Annotated in this window: 22 protein-coding genes and 1 pseudogene; 10 read left to right on the top strand and 13 right to left on the bottom strand. The window is 45.1% G+C overall.

The annotated features are described in order from the left end of the window. Nucleotides 1-103 precede the first annotated feature (103 nt). Both IQ263_RS11365 and IQ263_RS11370 read left to right on the top strand, forming a co-directional pair. Nucleotides 104-352, top strand: a complete 249-nt coding sequence (locus IQ263_RS11365; RefSeq protein WP_194067518.1) for an AbrB/MazE/SpoVT family DNA-binding domain-containing protein — start codon at nt 104-106, stop codon at nt 350-352. Beyond that, nucleotides 346-624, top strand: a complete 279-nt coding sequence (locus IQ263_RS11370) for a type II toxin-antitoxin system PemK/MazF family toxin (RefSeq protein WP_228049973.1) — start codon at nt 346-348, stop codon at nt 622-624. Before IQ263_RS11365 ends, IQ263_RS11370 begins: the two co-directional genes overlap by 7 nt. A 117-nt stretch (nt 625-741) precedes the next feature. Here the strand turns inward: IQ263_RS11370 and IQ263_RS11375 are convergent, their stop codons facing one another. The 3 genes from IQ263_RS11375 to IQ263_RS11385 form a co-directional block, all read right to left on the bottom strand. Beyond that, nucleotides 742-1,518 carry a class II glutamine amidotransferase gene (locus IQ263_RS11375; protein WP_194067519.1) on the bottom strand — a complete coding sequence of 259 codons (777 nt, stop codon included), beginning with the start codon at nt 1,516-1,518 and terminating at the stop codon, nt 742-744. A gap of 350 nt (nt 1,519-1,868) precedes the next feature. Continuing rightward, the gene (locus IQ263_RS11380; RefSeq protein WP_194067520.1) at nt 1,869-2,759 is read right to left on the bottom strand and encodes a thermonuclease family protein; all 891 of its coding nucleotides are present in this window, start codon (nt 2,757-2,759) and stop codon (nt 1,869-1,871) included. A 125-nt stretch (nt 2,760-2,884) separates the two neighbouring features. Next, entirely contained in the window at nt 2,885-3,484 is a 600-nt protein-coding gene (locus IQ263_RS11385; protein ID WP_194067521.1) for an acyl carrier protein phosphodiesterase, read from the bottom strand. 43 nt (nt 3,485-3,527) lie between these two features. Here IQ263_RS11385 and IQ263_RS11390 point away from each other — a divergent pair, with 43 nt between their 5' ends. Then, entirely contained in the window at nt 3,528-3,815 is a 288-nt protein-coding gene (locus IQ263_RS11390; protein WP_194067522.1) for a hypothetical protein, read from the top strand. A gap of 82 nt (nt 3,816-3,897) precedes the next feature. Here IQ263_RS11390 and acs read toward each other — a convergent pair whose 3' ends face one another. The 3 genes from acs to IQ263_RS11405 all read right to left on the bottom strand — a co-directional run bounded on the left by acs (nt 3,898) and on the right by IQ263_RS11405 (nt 6,678). Continuing rightward, nucleotides 3,898-5,868, bottom strand: coding sequence for an acetate--CoA ligase (gene acs / locus IQ263_RS11395; protein ID WP_194067523.1), 1,971 nt, complete (start codon nt 5,866-5,868; stop codon nt 3,898-3,900). A gap of 119 nt (nt 5,869-5,987) precedes the next feature. Continuing rightward, nucleotides 5,988-6,350 (bottom strand): DUF5615 family PIN-like protein, encoded by a 363-nt coding sequence (locus tag IQ263_RS11400; protein WP_194067524.1) that lies wholly within the window; start codon nt 6,348-6,350, stop codon nt 5,988-5,990. Further along, nucleotides 6,328-6,678 (bottom strand): DUF433 domain-containing protein, encoded by a 351-nt coding sequence (locus IQ263_RS11405; RefSeq protein ID WP_194067525.1) that lies wholly within the window; start codon nt 6,676-6,678, stop codon nt 6,328-6,330. The genes IQ263_RS11400 and IQ263_RS11405 overlap by 23 nt, the downstream gene beginning before the upstream one ends. 255 nt (nt 6,679-6,933) lie before the next feature. On the opposite strand from IQ263_RS11405, the gene IQ263_RS28470 reads away from it, so the two are divergent. Both IQ263_RS28470 and IQ263_RS11415 read left to right on the top strand, forming a co-directional pair. Continuing rightward, nucleotides 6,934-7,122 (top strand): hypothetical protein, encoded by a 189-nt coding sequence (locus IQ263_RS28470; RefSeq protein ID WP_228049974.1) that lies wholly within the window; start codon nt 6,934-6,936, stop codon nt 7,120-7,122. Between the two features lie 453 nt (nt 7,123-7,575). Then, nucleotides 7,576-8,781 carry a DUF4336 domain-containing protein gene (locus IQ263_RS11415; RefSeq protein WP_194067526.1) on the top strand — a complete coding sequence of 402 codons (1,206 nt, stop codon included), beginning with the start codon at nt 7,576-7,578 and terminating at the stop codon, nt 8,779-8,781. Nucleotides 8,782-9,029: 248 nt separating this feature from the next. On the opposite strand, the gene IQ263_RS11420 is transcribed toward IQ263_RS11415, so the two are convergent. Beyond that, nucleotides 9,030-10,814 (bottom strand): metallophosphoesterase family protein, encoded by a 1,785-nt coding sequence (locus tag IQ263_RS11420; RefSeq protein ID WP_194067527.1) that lies wholly within the window; start codon nt 10,812-10,814, stop codon nt 9,030-9,032. Between the two features lie 656 nt (nt 10,815-11,470). On the opposite strand from IQ263_RS11420, the gene IQ263_RS11425 reads away from it, so the two are divergent. Further along, nucleotides 11,471-11,755 carry a hypothetical protein gene (locus IQ263_RS11425; RefSeq protein WP_194008076.1) on the top strand — a complete coding sequence of 95 codons (285 nt, stop codon included), beginning with the start codon at nt 11,471-11,473 and terminating at the stop codon, nt 11,753-11,755. Nucleotides 11,756-11,994: 239 nt separating this feature from the next. Here IQ263_RS11425 and galT read toward each other — a convergent pair whose 3' ends face one another. From galT to IQ263_RS11440, 4 genes and pseudogenes are all read right to left on the bottom strand, one after another. Further along, nucleotides 11,995-13,020: a galactose-1-phosphate uridylyltransferase gene (galT, locus tag IQ263_RS11430; RefSeq protein ID WP_194067528.1), complete on the bottom strand. Its 1,026-nt coding sequence runs from the start codon at nt 13,018-13,020 to the stop codon at nt 11,995-11,997. A 343-nt stretch (nt 13,021-13,363) separates the two neighbouring features. Beyond that, complete coding sequence (locus IQ263_RS28475) at nt 13,364-13,483, bottom strand: CRISPR-associated endonuclease Cas2 (RefSeq protein ID WP_228049975.1); 120 nt, start codon at nt 13,481-13,483, stop codon at nt 13,364-13,366. Nucleotides 13,484-13,503: 20 nt separating this feature from the next. Continuing rightward, complete coding sequence (locus IQ263_RS29815; protein WP_333196492.1) at nt 13,504-13,599, bottom strand: CRISPR-associated endonuclease Cas2; 96 nt, start codon at nt 13,597-13,599, stop codon at nt 13,504-13,506. A 23-nt stretch (nt 13,600-13,622) separates the two neighbouring features. Continuing rightward, nucleotides 13,623-13,922 (bottom strand): annotated as a pseudogene (locus tag IQ263_RS11440) (DEAD/DEAH box helicase); the annotation flags it as partial. Nucleotides 13,923-14,086: 164 nt separating this feature from the next. Between IQ263_RS11440 and leuB the strand changes: the two are divergent. Then, nucleotides 14,087-15,172 (top strand): 3-isopropylmalate dehydrogenase, encoded by a 1,086-nt coding sequence (gene leuB / locus IQ263_RS11445; RefSeq protein ID WP_194067529.1) that lies wholly within the window; start codon nt 14,087-14,089, stop codon nt 15,170-15,172. Nucleotides 15,173-15,258: 86 nt separating this feature from the next. On the opposite strand, the gene IQ263_RS11450 is transcribed toward leuB, so the two are convergent. Beyond that, complete coding sequence (locus IQ263_RS11450; protein WP_194067530.1) at nt 15,259-16,737, bottom strand: bifunctional orotidine-5'-phosphate decarboxylase/orotate phosphoribosyltransferase; 1,479 nt, start codon at nt 16,735-16,737, stop codon at nt 15,259-15,261. A 397-nt stretch (nt 16,738-17,134) separates the two neighbouring features. On the opposite strand from IQ263_RS11450, the gene IQ263_RS11455 reads away from it, so the two are divergent. The 3 genes from IQ263_RS11455 to IQ263_RS11465 all read left to right on the top strand — a co-directional run bounded on the left by IQ263_RS11455 (nt 17,135) and on the right by IQ263_RS11465 (nt 19,125). Further along, a complete protein-coding gene (locus IQ263_RS11455) occupies nt 17,135-17,311 on the top strand; it encodes a pentapeptide repeat-containing protein (protein ID WP_194067531.1) in 177 nt (58 codons plus the stop codon). Nucleotides 17,312-17,443: 132 nt separating this feature from the next. Beyond that, complete coding sequence (locus IQ263_RS11460) at nt 17,444-18,154, top strand: DUF547 domain-containing protein (RefSeq protein WP_194067532.1); 711 nt, start codon at nt 17,444-17,446, stop codon at nt 18,152-18,154. A 542-nt stretch (nt 18,155-18,696) separates the two neighbouring features. Next, nucleotides 18,697-19,125 (top strand): hypothetical protein, encoded by a 429-nt coding sequence (locus IQ263_RS11465; RefSeq protein ID WP_194067533.1) that lies wholly within the window; start codon nt 18,697-18,699, stop codon nt 19,123-19,125. A 215-nt stretch (nt 19,126-19,340) separates the two neighbouring features. On the opposite strand, the gene IQ263_RS11470 is transcribed toward IQ263_RS11465, so the two are convergent. After that, a complete protein-coding gene (locus IQ263_RS11470; protein ID WP_194067534.1) occupies nt 19,341-20,255 on the bottom strand; it encodes an SH3 domain-containing protein in 915 nt (304 codons plus the stop codon). Nucleotides 20,256-20,397: the final 142 nt, after the last annotated feature.

Raw genomic sequence — 20,397 nt, forward strand, 5'->3', positions numbered from 1 at the left:
CCCGAAGGCGATCGCCCTCAAAATATTTACAACACTAAATCTGGTAGGCGATTTATATCTAGCTGTTATAATAGATAAACCTGAGCATTAAAATCGCAAATGTATGACAGCAAAAATACACCTCAGCAACTTGGATAATTCCTTAGCTTTGCCAATACCAGACTATATTGTAAAATTGTTCAACCTGAAAGCAGATGATTCAGTAATTTGCAGTATAGAAAATGGAAAAATGGTCATAGAGCCTATAAATCATAAAATTTCAAAATACACCTTAGATGAACTATTAGCAGGCGAAATAGAACCCAGCGAAGAAATCTCTTGGGGAAAACCAGAAGGAGAAGAAGTTTGGTAAACTACATCCCCGAACGAGGTCATTTCATTCGCCTCAATTTCGATCCTCAAGCAGGACACGAACAAATGGGTACTCGACCTGCACTGGTTGTGAGTCAAACTAAATTTAACCGAAAAATGGGGTTTGTGTTTGTCTGTCCCATTAGCACCACACAACGCAAAAATCCGTTTTATATTCCCATTCCAGAAGGTGAAACGGTGACAGGTGTAATTATGACTGCTCAACTCCGTTATGCAAGATTATCGCGCAAGGCAAGCAAGTTTGATTGGTGAATGTCCAGAAGATTTAGTTAAGGAAGTATTGAAGCGAATTGAACCTATTTTGTTTGAAAATATGATTCTTGATGAGTAGTTAATCATCAATAACCAGAAGCGATTTAAATCGCCAAGTTATCTCTCAAAATTAATAGGAAAACCATCCTGAAATACCAGCAATTCTCCCGGCTGAATCTGCGTCCAAACTTCATCATCCGTAAGCGGCAAAGTGGCAATTACAGCCACGCGATCGCCTTCCTGTGTCAATTCCCGGAAATCGACAGTTACATCTTCATCGATCGAGTGCGCCCTAGCAAAAGGTGCTTGTCGCACAATATAATGCAGATTAGTAGAACAGTGTGTAAATAAATGTTCTCCATCAGAAAGTAAATAATTAAAAATTCCGTGCGCTGCCAAAGTTTTAGTAATTTCGTTCAGAACATCGTAAATTTCCGTCAAAGCAGGCTTGTTTTGAGGGAAACTTTCTCGCAACTTTTCTAATATCAAACAAAATGCTTTTTCGCTGTCAGTTTTGCCTACAGCTTGATAAAATCCCGCACTTTCAGGATGAAAATTTTCCAGATTACCGTTGTGAGCAAACACCCAATAGCGTCCCCAAAGTTCCCGACTAAAAGGATGGCAATTTTCCAGAGAAATTTCGCCTTGAGTAGCTTTGCGAATATGAGCAATCACGTTAGTTGAATGAATGGGATAGCGGCGCACTAATTCAGCAACCGGAGAATCAATAGCAGGTTTAGAGTCTATAAAAAGGCGACACCCCAAACCTTCAAAAAAAGCAATTCCCCAACCGTCTTGATGAACGTCAGTTCTGCCACCTCTTGCAGAAAAACCCTCAAAAGAGAAGCAAATATCGGTTGGAACATTGCAGTTCATTCCCAGTAATTGACACATGGCTTTGACCTCTCTGGAGTTGGGATTGATGGCGCAGCTCTTGGCAGCTACAGATTGGTAATGATAGTATTATAGTATAAATTGATTTAGTTTCATAAAATAAACAGAATAATTTGGATTGTTTAACCGTAATGCTACTGAAATCAAAACAATGGGTGAATCGAAGCTATCTGGTTCGCTTGGAAGCATCTCCGGCTTGGCAAAAAGCATTTTTTTACGACTTGCGAAAGGAACCGCTGGCGGGCATTGTATAGCAAGCAACCGGGGAACCTCGCACTACAAATTCTTTCGGATAGATGCAGCCCTGCTATTTGTCCGTTTTTTTTATTCAATTCATGTAAAAGTAAATTTTAGGGAGGGAAATCAGAAAATTGTTTGAGATTGTTTAAAACTATTTGAGGCTTACCTTTGTATTGTTCTATCTTACCGCTGATATACACATATCCCCGTCCCATACCCGCATAACGCTTCTCGATTAGCCGCTTCAAGGGAGCCTTTTCATCAGTTTTAGCATCAGGTATCCACAAATCTAATCTATGATACGAGGAACCCGCATAAATTCTAGCATGACCGCCGATCCATTGATTAATTCCAGACAGTAAATCGCAGAAAATAGTAATAGGTTTAGCTGTCTCAGAAGCTGCTAAAATTTTCTGGTAGTGCAACCTCACAGAAAGCGCTTCTGTAGTTGCTTCACACAAGCGGAAATCTTCAACAATCGAGCCGCGCATCGACCACCAAGGCAGTAAAATAGTATAGTTGCGACAGGGAATTTTGGCATTGGTAATCGGATTCCAAATCATCAAATTGTAAGCTTTTGCAGCCGATTCTGCTTCAGTCATTGGTCGGTGATACAATCGGGAGCGCCCGTATTTGACAAAGTAGGGACTCCAGCCTTGTTGAATCAGTTTGAGGTTGTAATTTTCTCCATCTTTATGTACGTAACAGAGGAGACGGCCGTAGTTGTCGCGATGTTTTTCTAGAGCAAGTTTAACCGGATCGTCTGTATCAAATTCTATGTCAATTTGAGCAAATTTACCATCTGCTGTAGTGAAGTATTTTTTAGCCATTTCCGAAGCTGCTTTGCCGGCTGCTGTAACAGGTTTTGAACTGTTGGAGTAACTTTCTTCTGTATCGACGCAAATTAGCCGCAGAGACTCGGTTTTGCCGTCGAGAGAAATTTTGATGCTGTCGCCATCAACTACTTGAGTTACTTGCAGGTTCTGAATTCTGGTTGCCATATTTTGAACCTTGTTGGACTTGAGATTAGATTCGCATATTTAGGCTAAATTGTACATGAGTTTGCTGCCCAAAGCAATTAGTGAGAACAGATCGCAGTCAAGTGCACCCAAAAACACCCTACTGATTAGTGTTGGTATTTTTGATATTGATTTTTGCAAGTTGCTGCGTAACTTATTAAGTCTGGGAAAAAAGCCGTAAAATCTGATTCAAGCTGCTGATAATTAACTGTCAAATCTTCCACTCCACCTGCTAAGTTATTTGTCCGCTTGATTCTTGCCGACATTCGATGGAGAGCAATATCTATTCCGCTAATTTCCTGATAAGAACCGAGCAAGTCGCGGGCGATTATTTGCGGCATAATCCGCTGAAGTGATTCGGGCAATATATCGCGGTTGTCTTGCAGGACTTTGTAGGCTAGGCGGGCAAAATCGCAGAGTGGAACTTCTGAATATTCCAGCCAATTTTTAGCTAAAAAGTGGTCGTAAAATACGTCTATCAAAACTCCAGCAAACCTGCGTCTCTGGGCGCAAACCAGGCTTGTACTCGATCGCACTACTGCATGAGAGTCCGTGTAGCGATCGACTTTCCGGTGCAAATCGATGCCGTTTCTAATTTCCTCGGAATAAAGATTGACTGCCGAACCCTTGACAAAATCGCCTAAGAGGTTGCCAATCAGCGATGCTGGCGTACCGTCTGATAAGAATAGATGAGCCAAATAATTCATTGCTACAGTAAAAAAATCTAAGATAGCATAGGGAGAAAGAGTAATGGTTATTCTCGAATGTGTAAAACCGGGTGCTAAACTCGGTCAAATTATTCTGGCCGTCGATCTGACTGTTGCCGGTTCAGTCGATCGCGTTTTAGCAAAAATTCAACACTTAGGATATGACCCAGAAATCCGTCATGTCAACTATCCGTCTGGAGTTCACGTCTTAGCAATTCTCAAAGACGAACAGCATTCAGAAGCAGTCGATGATGACTACTTGCTAGAAGATTGGCTGCAAGTAAGGTCGGAAATTAACAGCGATGCCGTTCATTTGTGGCGAGGTAAATAAGCGAATTAACAATTAAACCGCAGATGAACACAGATGTAAATCTTATCTGCGTTCATCCGCGTTTATCTGCGGTTACACAGCCCTAAGAACCGCCGCGCAACTTATCCAAAACAGTCCGATCTTCCAAAGTCGAAGTATCCCCAGAAACCTCTTCTCCGGCGGCTAAAGAACGCAGCAAGCGGCGCATAATTTTACCGCTGCGCGTTTTCGGCAAAGCATCGGTAAATCGAATTTCGCCGGGACGGGCGATCGCCCCAATCTCCTTAACAACGTGCTGCTTCAATTCCTTCTCCAATTCTGGACTCGGTTGCTGCGAGTCATCCAGCGTCACAAAAGCGACAATTTCCTCACCTTTAATCTCATCCGGTTTGCCAACAACCGCAGCTTCCGCCACCGCTGGATGCGACACCAAAGCCGATTCAACTTCCATCGTACCGAGTCGGTGTCCGGCGACATTAATTACATCGTCAACGCGGCCCATTACCCAGAAATAACCGTCTTTATCCTTGTGGGCACCGTCTCCAGCAAAGTAGACAAATTCGCCATTTTTGGGGTGCAAATATTCCCAATAAGTGCGGCGGAAACGATCGGCATCGTTGTAAAGTGTACGCATCATTCCCGGCCAAGGATGTTTGACAACTAAATAACCGCCGCTTTGATTAGTTACTGATTCGCCATCTCGATCGACGACATCGGCAACAATTCCGGGAAAAGGAAGGGTGGCAGAACCGGGTTTTGTAGGAATTGCACCGGGCAAAGCGGCAATCATAATTCCGCCTGTTTCTGTTTGCCACCAAGTATCGACGATTGGACAATTTGAGTTGCCAATTACGCGCTGATACCACATCCAAGCTTCTGGATTGATCGGTTCGCCGACTGTTCCTAACAATCGTAAAGATGACAAATCGCGCGCCTTGGGCAAGTCTTCACCCATTTTCATAAAGGTGCGAATTGCTGTTGGTGCGGTGTAGAAAACAGTGACGCCGTATTTTTCAATTACGTCCCAAAAACAGCCGGGATTCGACGCGCGGGGCGCACCTTCATACATTAAAGTTGTTGCACCGTTGGAAAGCGGCCCGTAGAGGATGTAACTGTGGCCTGTAATCCATCCGACATCGGCAGTACACCAATAAACATCGGTATCTTGCAAGTCGAAGATCCACTTGGTTGTCATGTGGGTATAAAGGTTGTAGCCACCGATTGTGTGGACGACTCCTTTCGGTTTGCCTGTGCTGCCGCTGGTGTAGAGTACGAATAGCATATCTTCGCTATCCATTGGTTCGGCGGGACAATTTGCTGAGGCGTTTTTTTGCAGTTCGTGCCACCAAATATCGCGCCCCGGTTCCATCTCAATTTGTTGTTTGGTACGCTGAACTACGAGAACGTTGGTAACGCTTGGTACGGCGTTATTTGCTAATGCTTTATCGACTTGTGCTTTGAGGCCGACGGCGGTATCTTTGCGGAAGCCGCCGTCGGCGGTGATGACGAGTTTTGCTTCGCCGTCCTTGAGGCGATCGCGCAATGCTTCAGCGCTAAATCCGCCGAATACTACGCTGTGTACTGCACCGATTCTGGCACAGGCTAGCATGGCGATCGCAGCTTCGGGAATCATGGGCATATAAATGCCGACGCGATCGCCCTTTTGCACTCCCAATTCTTTGATGACATTCGCCATTTGGCAGACTTCGCGGTGGAGTTGCGCGTAAGTCAGCGTGCGGGAGTCACCGGGTTCGCCTTCCCAGATGAGGGCGGCTTTGTTTTTGCGCCAAGTGGTTAAATGGCGATCGAGACAATTGTAAGAAATGTTAATTTTGCCATTGACAAACCATTTAGCAACAGGTGGCTGCCAGTCGAGTACGGTATCCCACTTTTGGAACCAGTCTAATTCTTGGGTAGCGAGTTCGGCCCAAAATGCTTGGGGGTCAGCAGCGGCTTTGTCGTAGACGGCGCGGTACTCTTCTAAGCTTTTGACGTGAGCTTTTTGGGAGAATTCAGCCGTGGGCGGGAATAGGCGTTTTTCATGCAGAATTGATTCGATCGTATCTTGTGACATCGCTGTTAGTTTTTTCTTGAGTTACTCTTTGTAACTATTGTTTGCATAAGTTGGGGCCAAAGTATGTTTATTTTCCTTAAGACAGGGGCAATTTTGTCAATGTTGGGGATGTGTGAGAATTATGGTAGCGGTAAATGCTCAATTTTATCTTGGTACTCATCATCAAACGATCCTTGATAAATCAAAATCAGTTCCTCAATATTTTGACCGATACTCAGCTTGGAATTCAGGATAAATATTCCTGGGATATGGCGATTTTGCTCTAGATGATCTGTTAAATGAACGGGCATAGAGCGGCGATTGTTGGTAACGAGAATGAAATTGTGGATTTCGCACCAAATGAGAATTTCTGGGTCGAGAGTCCCTTTGGAAGGTGCTGTTAGTTCTGCCACTGCGAGAACAACCAGATCGGGATTGCGCCTGCGAATTTGGTTAACATATGCAGGATCGACATTTTCATCAAACAGATACTGGATTGCCATCAGCTTTTCTCATTGCATCTCTTGCTGCTCTCAGTTTGCGGATTTTTTCATACACTGGACGAGGATTGCGGCGCTGTTCTTCTCGCATTTTTTCGCCCCATTCCAGCCATTCGGTTATGTACTTACCGACTGCTTCTTTGTTGTGCAGGTAGTACAAAATTGTTGCATAAACTTGTTCGAGGGTGAGGGATGTATAAATGTTAGCTATTTCTTCGGGAGTTCGGGCGCGAAACAGGTATTCGTAAAGAATGGTTTCGATGCCGATTCGGGAACCTTTGATCCGAATGTCGTCAGGTCTTAGGAAGTTAAAATATTCTTCTAGCTGCATGGCTGGTTCTGGGTGATATCTGGTATGATTGTATCACAAGTAATTGTCTGTTTGGGGATTGATATTGTTTACGGTTTTTTCGGAATGATTTAACCGCAGAGAGCGCAGAGAGCGCAGAGGAAGAGAGAGATGAATGATTCTGATACCAATGGGTTTTAATGGTTGCTCACACATCATCGATTTATCCCAATTTTAAGATGAGATTATACCAAGTTTGCAATATACTTGACATGAACAGCCGATCGCACTAAAGCTATGACTCAAAATTTAGAAGCCAGCCAACTTTCGTTAAATGACGTTTGCCGCCTTCTCAAACTGGAAGAACGAGAAGCAGATGCCTGGAACGATTTTTTCTATCGGGAACCGCTGAGTGAATTTGAACAGCAGCAACTCTTGCAAATCAGCAATGACTTTTGGGGATACCTAGAAGTGGGGAAGGTTTAGGAATAATTGGTTAAGTTTTTATCACTTTCACCGTTGATGAGATTAACGGAATTTTTTAAAGTTCCTGTTGTGCTGACAATGGAAGATAGGATTCCGATCTAAGTTTAAGATGGAGATACTTTGATTAAAGGGCGGTTGGATATTTTCACTGTGAATTGGCCGGAGGCGGAGATTGGGACGGCAAAGTAGACTTGAGTTGCAGAAGTCACGGGATTGATACATAAACCGCAGATTTCTGGTAGATCAATACTGATTTAGGCAGATAATTTTAGGGTATTTTCCGATTTTTTAAATTAAATGCTACTGATGTCTGCAGTCAAAATCGAAACTTTCAAAAGCCCGATCGCCCGCAACCCCTTGTCAACTCCTCGAATCCGCGTCGCAACATTGAAATAAGATTAACAAAAGTTCGATCGCGCGCAAGTACCAAAAAATCGGCAAGGAGTCGCACCAGTGGCAGAGGGAGAAGGCACACCAACACCAACACAGACAGACAATCGGGACTATTCCTGGCCATTTTGGCCGATCGTCCCCATATATCCCTACGGCAAGCGGCGCACCATCCGCAAAGAAATAGTCAAAGACAAAATCTGGACTTTTGACCAACTGCAAGGCATTTTCTACGTGATTGTGCCGGTGCGGATGACGGTTATTAAACTAGAATCCCAAGGCCTTCTAGTCTACGCCCCCGTCGCACCGACTCGCGAGTGCATCCGCTTGCTAAACGAGTTAGTAGCAGAGCACGGCGAAGTTAAGTATATTTTGCTGACAACCGGTTCCGGCATCGAGCACAAAGTGTTTGTCGGCCCGTTTGCGAGGTTTTTTCCCGCAGCGCAGGTGTTTGTCGCCCCGCAGCAGTGGAGTTTCCCCATAAATTTGCCCCTGAGTTGGCTGGGTTTGCCGGCAAAACGCACCTCTGTACTGCCCCGTGACAGCAGCAACACCCCCCTAGCAGGTGAATTTGACTGGGCAATCCTAGGCCCGATCGACCTCGGTTTGGGCCGCTTCGCTGAAGTTGCCTTATTTCACAGGCAGTCGCGCACGCTGATGGTAACAGATTCCGTCGTTTCCATTCCCGAAAACCCGCCCGCGATTCTCCAACTCGACTCCTACCCGCTGCTGTTTCACGCCAAAGACACCGCATCGGATGTGGTGGCAGACACCGAGGAAAATCGGCGTAAAGGATGGCAGAGAATCGCCTTATTTGCCATGTATTTTCGCCCCAGCGTGCTGGAAGTGCCGCCCTGGTCGGGGGTGTTTGACAGAGCTATCAAAGCGCCAGAACGCTCTAGAAAAGCTTATTTTGGGTTGTATCCGTTCCAGTGGAAACCTGGTTGGGCGCGATCGTTCGAGGCTTTGCGGGGTGGAGGGCGGTTGTTGGTTGCGCCGGTTTTGCAGGCTTTGATTCTCAACCGCGCGCCGAGGGAAACTCTCGATTGGGCGGATCGAGTCGCGAGTTGGGATTTTGAGAGGATTGTACCTTGTCACTTCGATCGCGCGATCGACTCCCGCCCCCGCGAATTTCGGCAAGCATTCTCGTTTCTAGAAAAATACTCGCCTGTTAATTCTTTACCCGAAGATGATTTAAAATTGCTCAGGGATATTGATGCCGGTTTGAATAAAACGGGTTTAGTTCCGCCTGCAAAAGACAAGGTTTAATGGGATAGTTACGGACGCATTTTGACCCAAAAAACCGGTTTTTTTAGGCAGCATCTGAGTTTTGCATTTAATGATAGTGCGATCGTCCCCGCTCGCACTATAATAAATACAAAAAATGTTTTTACCATGTAGCAAATGCTCCTGTTTATTATTTAATTTGGGGCGATTGCGAAGGATTTGTGTAAAAAATCAGGTTTATGAATGCAGGTTTCCGAGCTAAATTTGTCCCAAGTTGCAACCACACAAACTCACGATTTTTTCAACTTAAATTCATCAAATTTTACAACATTTGACTTGGGTTTCCGCGTATCAAAATAATAGCTGCTAACCGTACCGTTCCCAGTTTCAAAAATACTGAAAGCCGTAAGATCGTTGCTCTCAATATACGGCAGCGGCAGCCCGGTTTTCCCCAACAAAGGCGCTACAGTCGGCACCACAGGTTCCAATCCGTTCGGGTCTCCAATAGCGCTGTAATCCTCCCGATATGCCGGCGGCACAAATCGGCGCTTTTCCCCTACAAACGCACCGTAACTGTTGCCTACATTAGAAGTCTCTAAAAAGTGCATTCCAGTCGAACTCACAAACCGATTCCACAAATGCGAGTGTCCGTACAATACCAACTGCACGCCCGCTGTTTCTAGCAGCGGCACCACATCCCGAATAAGATAATCTTGCTGTTTCGGATATTCGTAACGCACCATCTTAATCTCGCCATCCTCAGTGCGATCGACTATTTGTACCGGGTCAGTATAAGCAGGTACAATATTGTCGCCGAGAGAATGCGGCGGGTAGTGAAACATCACAATTTTATATTTTGCCTGCTGAAATTGGACACTGTTTAATTCTTTTTCCAGCCAAGTATATTGATCGCTGCCCTTGACAATTGGCTCGAAAATATGCTGTCCGTATCCCCATTTTTCGGGACGGTCAAAATCTTCGTCCCGTTCCCGATACCTGCCTCTGGCCTCCGGGTCTAAATTCGGAGTCCGCCAGATATTTGTAACATACAAAGTCACTAACCGCACGTCTCCAAAAGTCACGGCATAATAATTTTGGTCGCTTGGTAAGCTAAAAATTTCGTTGTAGGTATCGCTGTTAAAACTATTATTTTTTAACAAAATATCTTTATTTTTTACCCCATATTTTTGAGTGAGGTATGGATATATTTTCTGGACTGCAGCGCGGGGGAAAGAGTCGTTAAACTGGTCGTTCAGGGTGCTGGTAGTTGAAAACCTCCCCATGATTTCATGGTTCCCAATTGCCGGAAATAAGGGCGCGTGCTGGATCAGTTCGCCGCCGCCGTACACTGTTTTGATGCCGTTTTTGTCGAGTTCCGAGAAGGCGCGGCCTTGCAAAGCGGGGAAAAAGGCGCGCCCTCGGTAGTCGTCGAACCATTCGGAAGCGCGATCGGCTATATTAATTAAATCCCCAGCCATGAAAACCGCGTCAACTTTATCAATTGTTTCTGTTACTTTCTGGAGATTGGCTGCTGTCATCGGCATCAATTGATGGTCGGAAGTGAGAAGAATTTTGAGGGGTATTCCTGCTGCTGGTGTCGGAGAAAGTGTAAAAACTTTGCTGCTGACAGATGTGCCGTCTTTTTTGTAGCTGGTTACTAGATAAGGAATCCGCACATCGGGCGTTAAATTGCGGACTTCTGCTTCGTGCCGCCAGATGTCGCGCACAATGGGATTGTTGTTAGTTATTCCCTGTTTCATTTCATCGGGAATTTGCGAGTCTTTGTCTTCTCTGGTGCGGCTTAGCTTGGTAGTATTTGCTGCGGCAGTTTTATTTAAGTTTTTTCCGTAAGTAACAGTGTTTCTAGTACCTAGAAACTCGGTAAACCAAACAACTCGCACCGAGTTGGCTGTGGGAAATTGCAGAAACGGGTCGGTTAAAAGTTGGGGTTTGTTGAAGAATGATTGTACAATCAAACTTAGTAAGAGGACAATTAAAATCAAAACAGCAAAAAACCACAGGTTGCGAGAAGAACCTTGGGAAATTTCTGATTTATCGGGTAAGGGTGTTAACATAAGTTATTAGTTATTAGCTTGTAGGAAAGAGTTTCACCGGATAAATAGAAATCCCAACCCAAATACATCTAAACCTGCCTTGAAAAAAATAAACTGCCAACGCTATCAAAAAGTTGAAAAATCAGTAAAATATCTCACATATAACAAACCTCAACCATCTTTTCACATCTTCTCATCTCTGCATTCCCTTTCTCTGCATTCTCTTTCTCTGCGCCCTCTGCGTTCTCTGCGGTTCATAAAAAAAATACTTTGCACAAATTATTTAGACTTGCTACACACAAATCTTACCACCATCTGACACCTAAAATATCAAATAGAACAGACGGTTTATGGGTTGTAAAAGTTGGCAGGTTTCAAAGAGGAAGATGCTGAGGTTTTGTGTTCTATCGCGGTAATTTTTCGGATGGCGCAGGCTGTCAACAATCCCCAAAAAAAGTTCGCGGAATGGTGCCCAAGTCTATTTTGCCGGAGGTAAAAATTTGTGAGCGCCAACTCTGAGGTAGTATGATAGCACGCGACTGACTAAACAAGCTCGATCGCGATCGCACGAATTACACAAATTTATCACTGCGGTGGGTCGATCGCGATCGCACAAGCGTTAAAAATTCAGCTTAAGATTGGGATAAGCTGCAAATTTTATCTCAATCGAACTCAGCATGAAAAACCACACTGACGATTTTGCCAAACAGGATTTAGTCGATCGGGCTTTTGGAAGTCCAAACATCCCCGATCCCACAGCGTGGGTAGACGAACATTATTTTCTAGCTAATTTCGCCAATACTCTGGCCCACCTTCAAGAACATTTATCAGATGACAGTCGAGAAATCGGCGAGAGTGGCGACTCTGGCGAAGCGAGATTGTCGATCGACGGTAAAATTAGAGATATGTTGAAAGCTACTTTTAGCGATGACTGCTGGCAGTATGTCGAAGGTTTATTGTGAGTTGGGTCAACTTGTACCTCGATCGCTTTAGATCGCAAACTAAGCTGTACTGCATTTCAATTGTACATTAGACCAGATTGCAAAAATCCTCAACTCTTCAGGAAATTATTTGCGTCGATCTCGGTTGATTTGCTTGAAATGTGCGATCCTGTGACTTATGCCAGAGATGATTAAAACTCATCAAATCATCTGCTGTCTTGACCTCGGACATTTTTAAAATCCTTGTGATTTATTATACTTTAGGTTTCTCGTAAATTAAGGTCGTCAGGAATTTTAATCGATCGCAAAAACTCGGCACTTTCCTCCGGCAAAGCACTATTGATAAACATCCCGCTACCCAACTCAAACCCAGCCTGCTTCGTGACTCTGGGAATAATTGCGATATACCAATGAAAGTATTTGGTTCCTTGTTCGGCAGTGGGAACCGAGCGAATACTATAATTATAATCTGGATCGTTCAATCCGTAATAAAGCTGAGCGAGTACAGTTTTCAAAGTATCAGCAAGACCAATAATTTCCTCATCAGTAATATCATCAAACGAAGACGAATGCCGACGCGGAAAAATCCAAATATGAAAGGGCGAAAGTGCAGCAAAAGGGATACAAGCGACAAAATCTTTGCTTTCAAAAATTACTCTTTCACGCGCCGCCAACTCATCTTCCAAAGTCCGGCAAAACAAACATTCTCCAGTGTCGTCAAAATATCTAATAGCTTCGTCTATCCGCCTGCGAAATTGGTTAGGCACAACGGGCGTAGCTGCTATTTGCGAGTGAGGATGTTCGATAGAAGTTCCGGCAGTTGGGCCGTGATTTTTAAAGATCACAATTGTTTCAATATAAGGATATTTTCTAATTTCTAAATAGCGCTGGCGGTATACTAAAAGTATGCTGGCAACTTCTTCAACGGTCAACAAAGCAGTAGTCAAATCATGTCGCGGGTGTTCGACAATTACTTCGTGAATGCCGATTCCCGACATCGTGCGGTAAATTCCTGATGATATCCTGAGCCGTTCTGCTGTCGGGGAGAGGGCGGGATATTTGTTAGCCATCGATCTGACTTTCCAGCCAGCGTTCTCATCCCTCAAACGGCAAGTTTCTAAGGTTCCGTCTTCTTCGTTTCCCACGCAAAACGGGCAATCGGTACGGTATGGCGGCAGTGCTACAATGGATTTTTTTGTGTTAGCAAATTCGTCCGGTCTTTTTGCCCGTTCGGTGGCGATGATTACCCAATCTCTGGTAATTAGATTTTGTCTAAGTTCAGACATTTTATTACTTTAATTTAGAAGGTTTAATCGTTTTCAAGTATAAATAAAAACTTGCCTTATGTCAGTACCTACTTGCGGATATTTAATAAATCTTGATATTGAGGTGGGAAGGTATTAAAGAGATGGTGATGAATAAAGTTAACTAGAGCAATAGTGAATTGCCAACAATTATGATAAAATAGATTCATCGCCACAGCTAGGAACTAATCTATGGTTCTCCAAATTAATCCCGCGAAACAAGAACCGGGGGCAGAGAAACCGGGTTTTTCACCTAATTAGTCGGCCCAAACCAAATATGTTCCCAAACAACCCGGTTTCTCAACCTCCGAGTGCATAATTTTATCTAAAAAATTATTGCCCATTCCTCCCAATGTTTCTCAGAACTGTAAGTAATAGTCCGCCTCACCGAACCCGCATCCAAAACATAAATACACACCGAATCCTCCACCTGCTTAATCAACATTTAAATCTTCTGCTGAAGCTTCACAAAGTCAAAAAATACTCAAAAACACTGTACTGCGTCCACCTTCGGTATCCACACAGCAACTTGTGCAGCCTAGTCCGCCGCTTGGGGAGCACCAGCGGAGACTGTTAGCGAGGGTTCTGAGGGACACAACATAGATGAGTTTTTCGGGAGAATCGAGGTTGAGAGATTGGCTGAAGAGAAAAAGGGCGATCGCACTTTCAGTTTTTCCCGAACCCGTCGCCGCCCTCAGCAGCACATTTTCGCGGTTGAGGATTTGGCGGATTGTTTCTATTGGGAATTGTCGGGGTTGAAATCCAGTCAGGGCGCGAAAGTATTCGTTGATGTCAGTATCTGTATAGAATGTCTTCAGGGGCAAAAATCCCGTTTGTGCGATCGCGCACAGAAGCTGATATAATCCTAAGTTTCTGTACGCCATATTATATCCGCTCAACTACCATAATAAAAACGGTTTGTAGTCAGGACTTTAGTCCGCATCAATGCGAGCACTTTAGTCCTCATTACAAACTAATTTTATGACGATCGTGCGAGCAGATATAATATAATTCCTCAAGAATCTACAATCAAAACCCCAAAATTGATATGACTCAAAACTACCGCATCACTCTTTTGCCGGGAGACGGCATCGGCCCGGAAATTATCGCTGTAGCGGTAGATGTCCTGAAACTTGTCGGCAAACAATTGGACATCGGCTTTGAATTTCAAACAGCATTAATAGGCGGCGCTGCTATTGACGCAACAGGCAATCCGCTGCCCGAAGAAACTATGGAAAAATGCCGCAACAGCGATGCAGTATTACTAGCAGCCATCGGCGGTTACAAGTGGGATAATTTGCCGCGCGAACAGCGCCCGGAAACAGGATTATTAGGAATGCGCGCCGGATTGGGATTGTTTGCAAATTTGCGTCCTGCAACTATTTTACCGCAATTAGTCGATGCTTCTTCCTTAAAAAAAGAAGTTGTCGAAGGCGTTGATATTATGGTAGTCCGCGAACTTACAGGCGGCATTTATTTCGGCAAACCCAAAGGCATTTTTGAGACAGAAACCGGGGAAAAACGCGGTGTAAATACAATGGCTTACACCGACTCGGAAATTGACAGAATCGGGCGAGTCGCTTTTGAGACTGCCAGGAAGCGCGGAAAAAGGCTATGTTCCGTTGATAAAGCGAATGTTTTGGATGTTTCGCAACTGTGGCGCGATCGCATCATTTCCCTTTCCCAAGAATACCCTGATGTCGAACTTTCTCACCTCTACGTTGACAACGCAGCAATGCAGTTAATTCGCTGGCCAAAACAGTTCGATACCATAGTCACCGGCAACTTATTCGGCGACATCCTTTCCGACGCGGCAGCGATGTTAACTGGTAGTATTGGAATGCTACCTTCTGCTAGTTTAGGAGCAAGCGGGCCTGGAGTTTTTGAACCAGTGCACGGTTCCGCGCCGGACATCGCCGGACAAGATAAAGCAAACCCCATCGCTCAAGTTTTAAGCGCGGCAATGATGTTGCGCTATGGGTTAAATCAGCCAGAAGCTGCTAATAAAATCGAGCAAGCAGTTATCAAAGTTTTGGATAAAAATTACCGCACGGGCGATATCATGTCAGAAGGCATGAAACAGGTCGGTTGTCGGGCGATGGGCGATGCTTTAATTGAAGTTTTGCAAGGTTAATCTAATTGGCTCGTAGGGGCGGGTTTATGAGATTATTTGTGGGTTTCATAGATATCGGTGAACCCGCCCCTATAGGAAGTGCGGGTTTAACCTTCCGCAGTCAACATATTAAATTGCTCCGTATTAATGCGATTTGCTTGATACAATATTTGAGCAATTTCTGAAAGCGCTAGCACAGAATGTGCGCGATAACCGTTGACCTGCAATTTATCTTTTACACCCTGTTCGTGGTCGATCAAAACCACAATATCTTCTACATTTAACCCCGCAGATTTTAACTTGCCCGCACCTTCCATCACGCTTTTCCCACTAATCAAAATATCATCGACTACGACAATCGTTTCTCCCGCTTGAAAATGCCCTTCAATTAACTTACCCGCACCGTAAGTTTTCACTTCTTTGCGCGGAAAAATCATCGGACGTTCCATCCGCAATGCTAAACCAGTTGCTGTGGGTAAAGAACCGTAGGGAATTCCGGCAATGCGATCGAATTTTAAATCCTTGAGAATGTCTGCATAGGCGCTGACAATTTGATGAAAGATTTGCGGAATTGAGATGATTTTTCGCAAGTCGATGTAATAGGGAAATACTGCGCCCGATGCTTGTACGTGGTCGCCAAAAACTAGGCAGCCGATGTCATAAAGTTGCAAGATTAAATCGCGGTTGGGTTCTGGTTGCAAAAAACACACGTCGGGCAGCCACAATTCGCAAGTTGGACTGCCTGCGATCGCCCTCCGCCTCTGTTCGTTAATTCTATCCCGCAATTTTTCAATTTCTCGGCGCGGCTCTTGTTTCGCGAACAAACTCGGAGGAATTGGCAGCAATAAATCCTCACCATTCTTGCTTAAACCGGCCGCCAGCAGTTGTACGAGGTCGTTCTCTTCTGCGATGTCATTTTCTTCGGCGATGTCTCCTTCAACTAAAATCAGCCGTTCTGGAGCCGCTTGGCGGATGCGCGCCAACAAATCGGGCATTACTCCTACTTCCAAACCGAGTTTTTCGGGAGTTCCCCAAGTCTGAGAAAGTCGGACTAATTGCAAGTACAAAGGGTTTTCTGCAGTGGGGTATTCTTGCAAGGCGGCGGCTGACGGGTTGGCAGTGGCACAGAGGACAAAAACAGTTTTTCCGGCATATAGTAAAAATGGTGCTACTTCGTCGAATCCGGCATAGGGACTTAGGGTAATAGCGTCAAATTGCCAGTCTTCAAATACGGTTTTGGCAAACACTCCGCTGGTGTTTAAATCGCTGTGTTTGGCATCTAAAATTACGGGAATATGACGGGGAATTATTGTTAAAATTTGTTGCAGCAGTTCCCAGCCGGGGATGCCGAGACATTGATAAAAACCGAGGGTGAGTTTGCAGGCACAAATTAAATCGGCTGTTTGGTCGATCGCACTTTTGAACCTTCCCAACAAATCAGTCACAAAACTTTGAGTTTCTTCTCCAGTCATCGAAACCAGCGCCGGCAAGGTTTCCGGGTCTGGATCTAGGGCTAAATACAGCAAACTTTGATTGCTTTCAACAGCCGCTAACAGTTTATCGAAAAAGTGGCTTTTATTGGTCATATTTGGTAGGAGAGGTAAGGGGAAATACAAATTTGACTCAAAAACTGGGATTGGTGTTGTGCCGCAATCAACCGAGTTCCGTTGAAGTTTAAATTAAGAATCTTTTATCATTGTAGAAGGTAAAGACCATGAAATCTGTAACTTTTGGAGCAGTTTCATTGGGACTGATTTTCGGGTTGGCTGCAGGGGCGATTGCAGGTAATCTTCAGCAAGTAAATTAGTTGCTGTCAACTAACCAGTGTCGCGGCTGCGATTTGAGAAGCATTCCCCAGCCGCAAGCTAGTTTAGTAAATGCCGATTTGCAAGGGGCGGATTTGATATCGTTTCCGGTTGCATCGGAATGATGTTAACTGTTGACTGTTAACTCTTGACTGTTAACTGTTAATTTACTATTCCGATGAAGCGAGGATTTGATATGAGAGGTGCAAATCTCAGAGAAGCTAATTTATCCTGGGCAAATTTCAGCGGGGCTTTTTTGCGACAAGCTAATTTAATTGGGGCCGATGTTACCGGGGCAAATTTGGACAATGCTAAGCTAAAAGGGGCGACTTGGGTTGACGGTAGTATCAAATAAGCTGTACTGTATTTAAATTTAACTTTTGGCCTGCGTCGGAATACCTAGTCCACTCATTGTTAAAAAAAAATAAGCGTACAAATAGAACTAGAACCTAAAGCAATATCCGCCTTAGAATGTGGATGGTAATGAATGATAAATTCGATCGACTTTTCGACTTGGGACGACTTGCTGCAACGCTACGTTGATGCTGGGGGCCGCGTTAATTATCGGCGCTGGAAAGCTGAGGGGGCAGATGTTTTGAGCGCTTGGCTGGCAACTTTGGCAGATGTAGATTTAGCTGCTGTTACGGATGCGGATGCGCGGCTGGCGTTGTGGCTGAATGCGTACAATGCGATCGCAATTTCTCAAGTTCTCGAAGTATACCCGATCGCGTCCATCCGTCCCAAAATTTTAGGAATTCCGAATTGGCTAGCTTTTTTGGATTTCTTCACCCGTTCAAACTCGATTATTGGCGGCAAAAAGTACAGTCTCAATCAAATCGAACACGCAATTTTGCGGCCCTCCTTTGCGGAAGCGCGCATTCATTTTGCCTTAGTTTGCGCTGCACTCGGATGTCCGCTGTTGCGTCGCGGCGCTTATTTTCCCGAGTCGGTGCGGGCGCAACTAGAGGCTGATACCAGCAGTTTTATTCGCAATCCCGATAAGGTGCGGTACGATGCTGCGAAAAAGACGCTTTATTTGAGCAAAATTTTTGAGTGGTACGGGGAGGATTTTGTGCAGGCGGCGGGTTCGGTGGCTGAGTATGTGGGCGGTTATTTGAGGCCGGAGGTGGCTGTGGATGATGAATGGGCGATCGTTTTTTTGCCTTACGATTGGAGTTTAAATCAAGTTGAGATTTGAGATTTTCCCAAAGCAGCAGTTATTTTTTGATGGTTGATATATAGCCTTTCTCAGAAAGATGAGGTACTATCCGGGATTGGGCATTGGCCAAACAGGGCATTGGCCCGCGCAGGGCATTGGGCATTGGCCAAACAAGGCATACCTCACTTTTTTGAGAACCGCTATAGAACCCATTTGAGTATCTATTCTGCGTAAATCTCAGAAACCAGTTTCTCTCTATATTTCTCGTCACCCAACCCAAAAACTCAAAGATATCAAATGGGTTCTATAGACAAAGCTGCATAAATATTTGATTGATGAGTTAACCCCAGATTTCAAGCGGATAAACACTGATGGACGCAGATAATTTAATATAGTCGGCCAATGAGTTTCAACAGTTGACAGCTTGCTTGTTGACAGTTACCTCTTCCTTCCGCGAAGAGGTTTGCGGGTGAGGGAAATTAATTTTTCCGTTCTTCCGACAAAGGGGAAGCTTTAAACCCATTTTTTCTGGTAAAAAGCAGGATTTCAACCTGCGCTACAAGAGTTATTGGAGATGTCTAATGAACAAATCTACTCTCGCTCGATCGCTCTTTTTCCTAGCTGTGTTCGCCTGCATCCAAATTCCCGCCGCAGCATTTTCGCAACCTGCAACTCGCTCTGGCTACGAAACAATTAATCCTAAACAGTTCATAACCGATCGCAAAATTACGGTTTCCAACCCCAAAGATATCGCAGCCAAACTCTTTATTCTCGATCGAGAATCTGAAGGCAGAAAAAGCGATGGCATTTTGGTTGAATATCCCACGCGAGAAACCGCCGTAATTGTTCATACAGTCGTCGGCTTGGCTGACGATTCTGTTGCGGGAATGCGCCACCGCATCGAACTCAGGCTCAGGCAAAATAAGTGGGAAATTGTCTGGATTGGCCGACAATCGAAGTGTCAGCCAAATCGCGGACACCAAAATTGGGCAAGCGGCCGCTGTAAGTAGAAAGATCGATCGGCTTTTTGCTGATTATCCCTGCTACCGAAAACTGCACCCCAAAAGTTTGAGGGTTTCTCAAAAAGTACGATCGCCCTTCAACATCGCATCGAATGAATTGCCCACAATTAAATTGGTTTGCAGTCAGGACAAAGAATGCTTACCGACTCAAAGGCGGTTGAGAAGACTCAAATCCTCACTACAAACCGATCGAACTTCTCAGTTTACTTGCACATGATCAAATTTCCAGCCGAGATAAATCCCGGAACAGGCCCTGAAATCTCAACCCAGTTGCGGTTTTCTCCATTCTTGTCTTTCACTAACTGGAAATTCGGCACAAGCGTTACTTGACCGTTAGCTGCTACGCCACCTTTAATCGCAGAAGTCTTTGAAGGCTCGGTGCGAATAGCCAGACCCTTGGGCGCTACCCGAGGTTCTACCTGGCGGCACAGACTGACGGGGCCTGTCGCTGCGGGCGCTGGTGTCGCTGCGGGCGCTGGTGTCGCTGCGGGCGCTGGTGTCGCTGCGGGCGCTGGTGTCGCTGCGGGCGCTGGTGTTGGTGCGGGCGCTGGTGCGGGTGCTGGTGAGGGCGCTGGTGCGGGCGCTGGTGAGGGCGCTGGTGCGGGCGTTGGTGCGGGCGTTGGTGCGGGCGCTGGCGTTGGTGCTGGCGCTGGCGCTGGTGCCGGTGCTGGTGCGGGCGCTGGACTTGGGGAAGGATTTTGACTAATTGTGCAGGAAGCTATATTAGCCTCGTTGTTGGGGTATCCGGTAGCAATGTATCCTTTTACCGGAGAGGTAATTTGAATCCAGAGGCGACCGTCGGAGGCTTTAACAGAAGTGGCACCTTGGAACAGTGTTATCTGAGTATTCATTGCTACACCGCCAACTCTTGGGGATTTGGGGTCTGGGTTCTGACGAACGGTCAAACCTTCTTTGGGAGTGACTTTGCGGCAAAGGGGGCCAGTTTGGGCTATTTCAAAGGTGGCGCTGTTTTCAAAGGAAATATTTTCAGCATCCTGACTGGTGGTGGATATTGGTGGGGCAGCATGACCGATCGCCTGAGCCTGCAAACTTCCGGCTACAAGTGCGATCGCGCCCAGCAATACAGCGGGCTTGTTCCAGCAATTCAAGTTTTTCATCCGTTCAACTCCTCATCTCATCAAAACCATTATCTTTATTGGAGGTCAATATAGCAAAAAAATCGATTTGTATTCCATAAAAATGTTTTACATAACATTGTTTATCCTTTTTACTAAAATTTTATTCAAAAAAATTAATCTT

The sequence above is a fragment of the Tychonema sp. LEGE 06208 genome, assembly GCF_015207505.1.
GTDB lineage: Bacteria > Cyanobacteriota > Cyanobacteriia > Cyanobacteriales > Microcoleaceae > Microcoleus.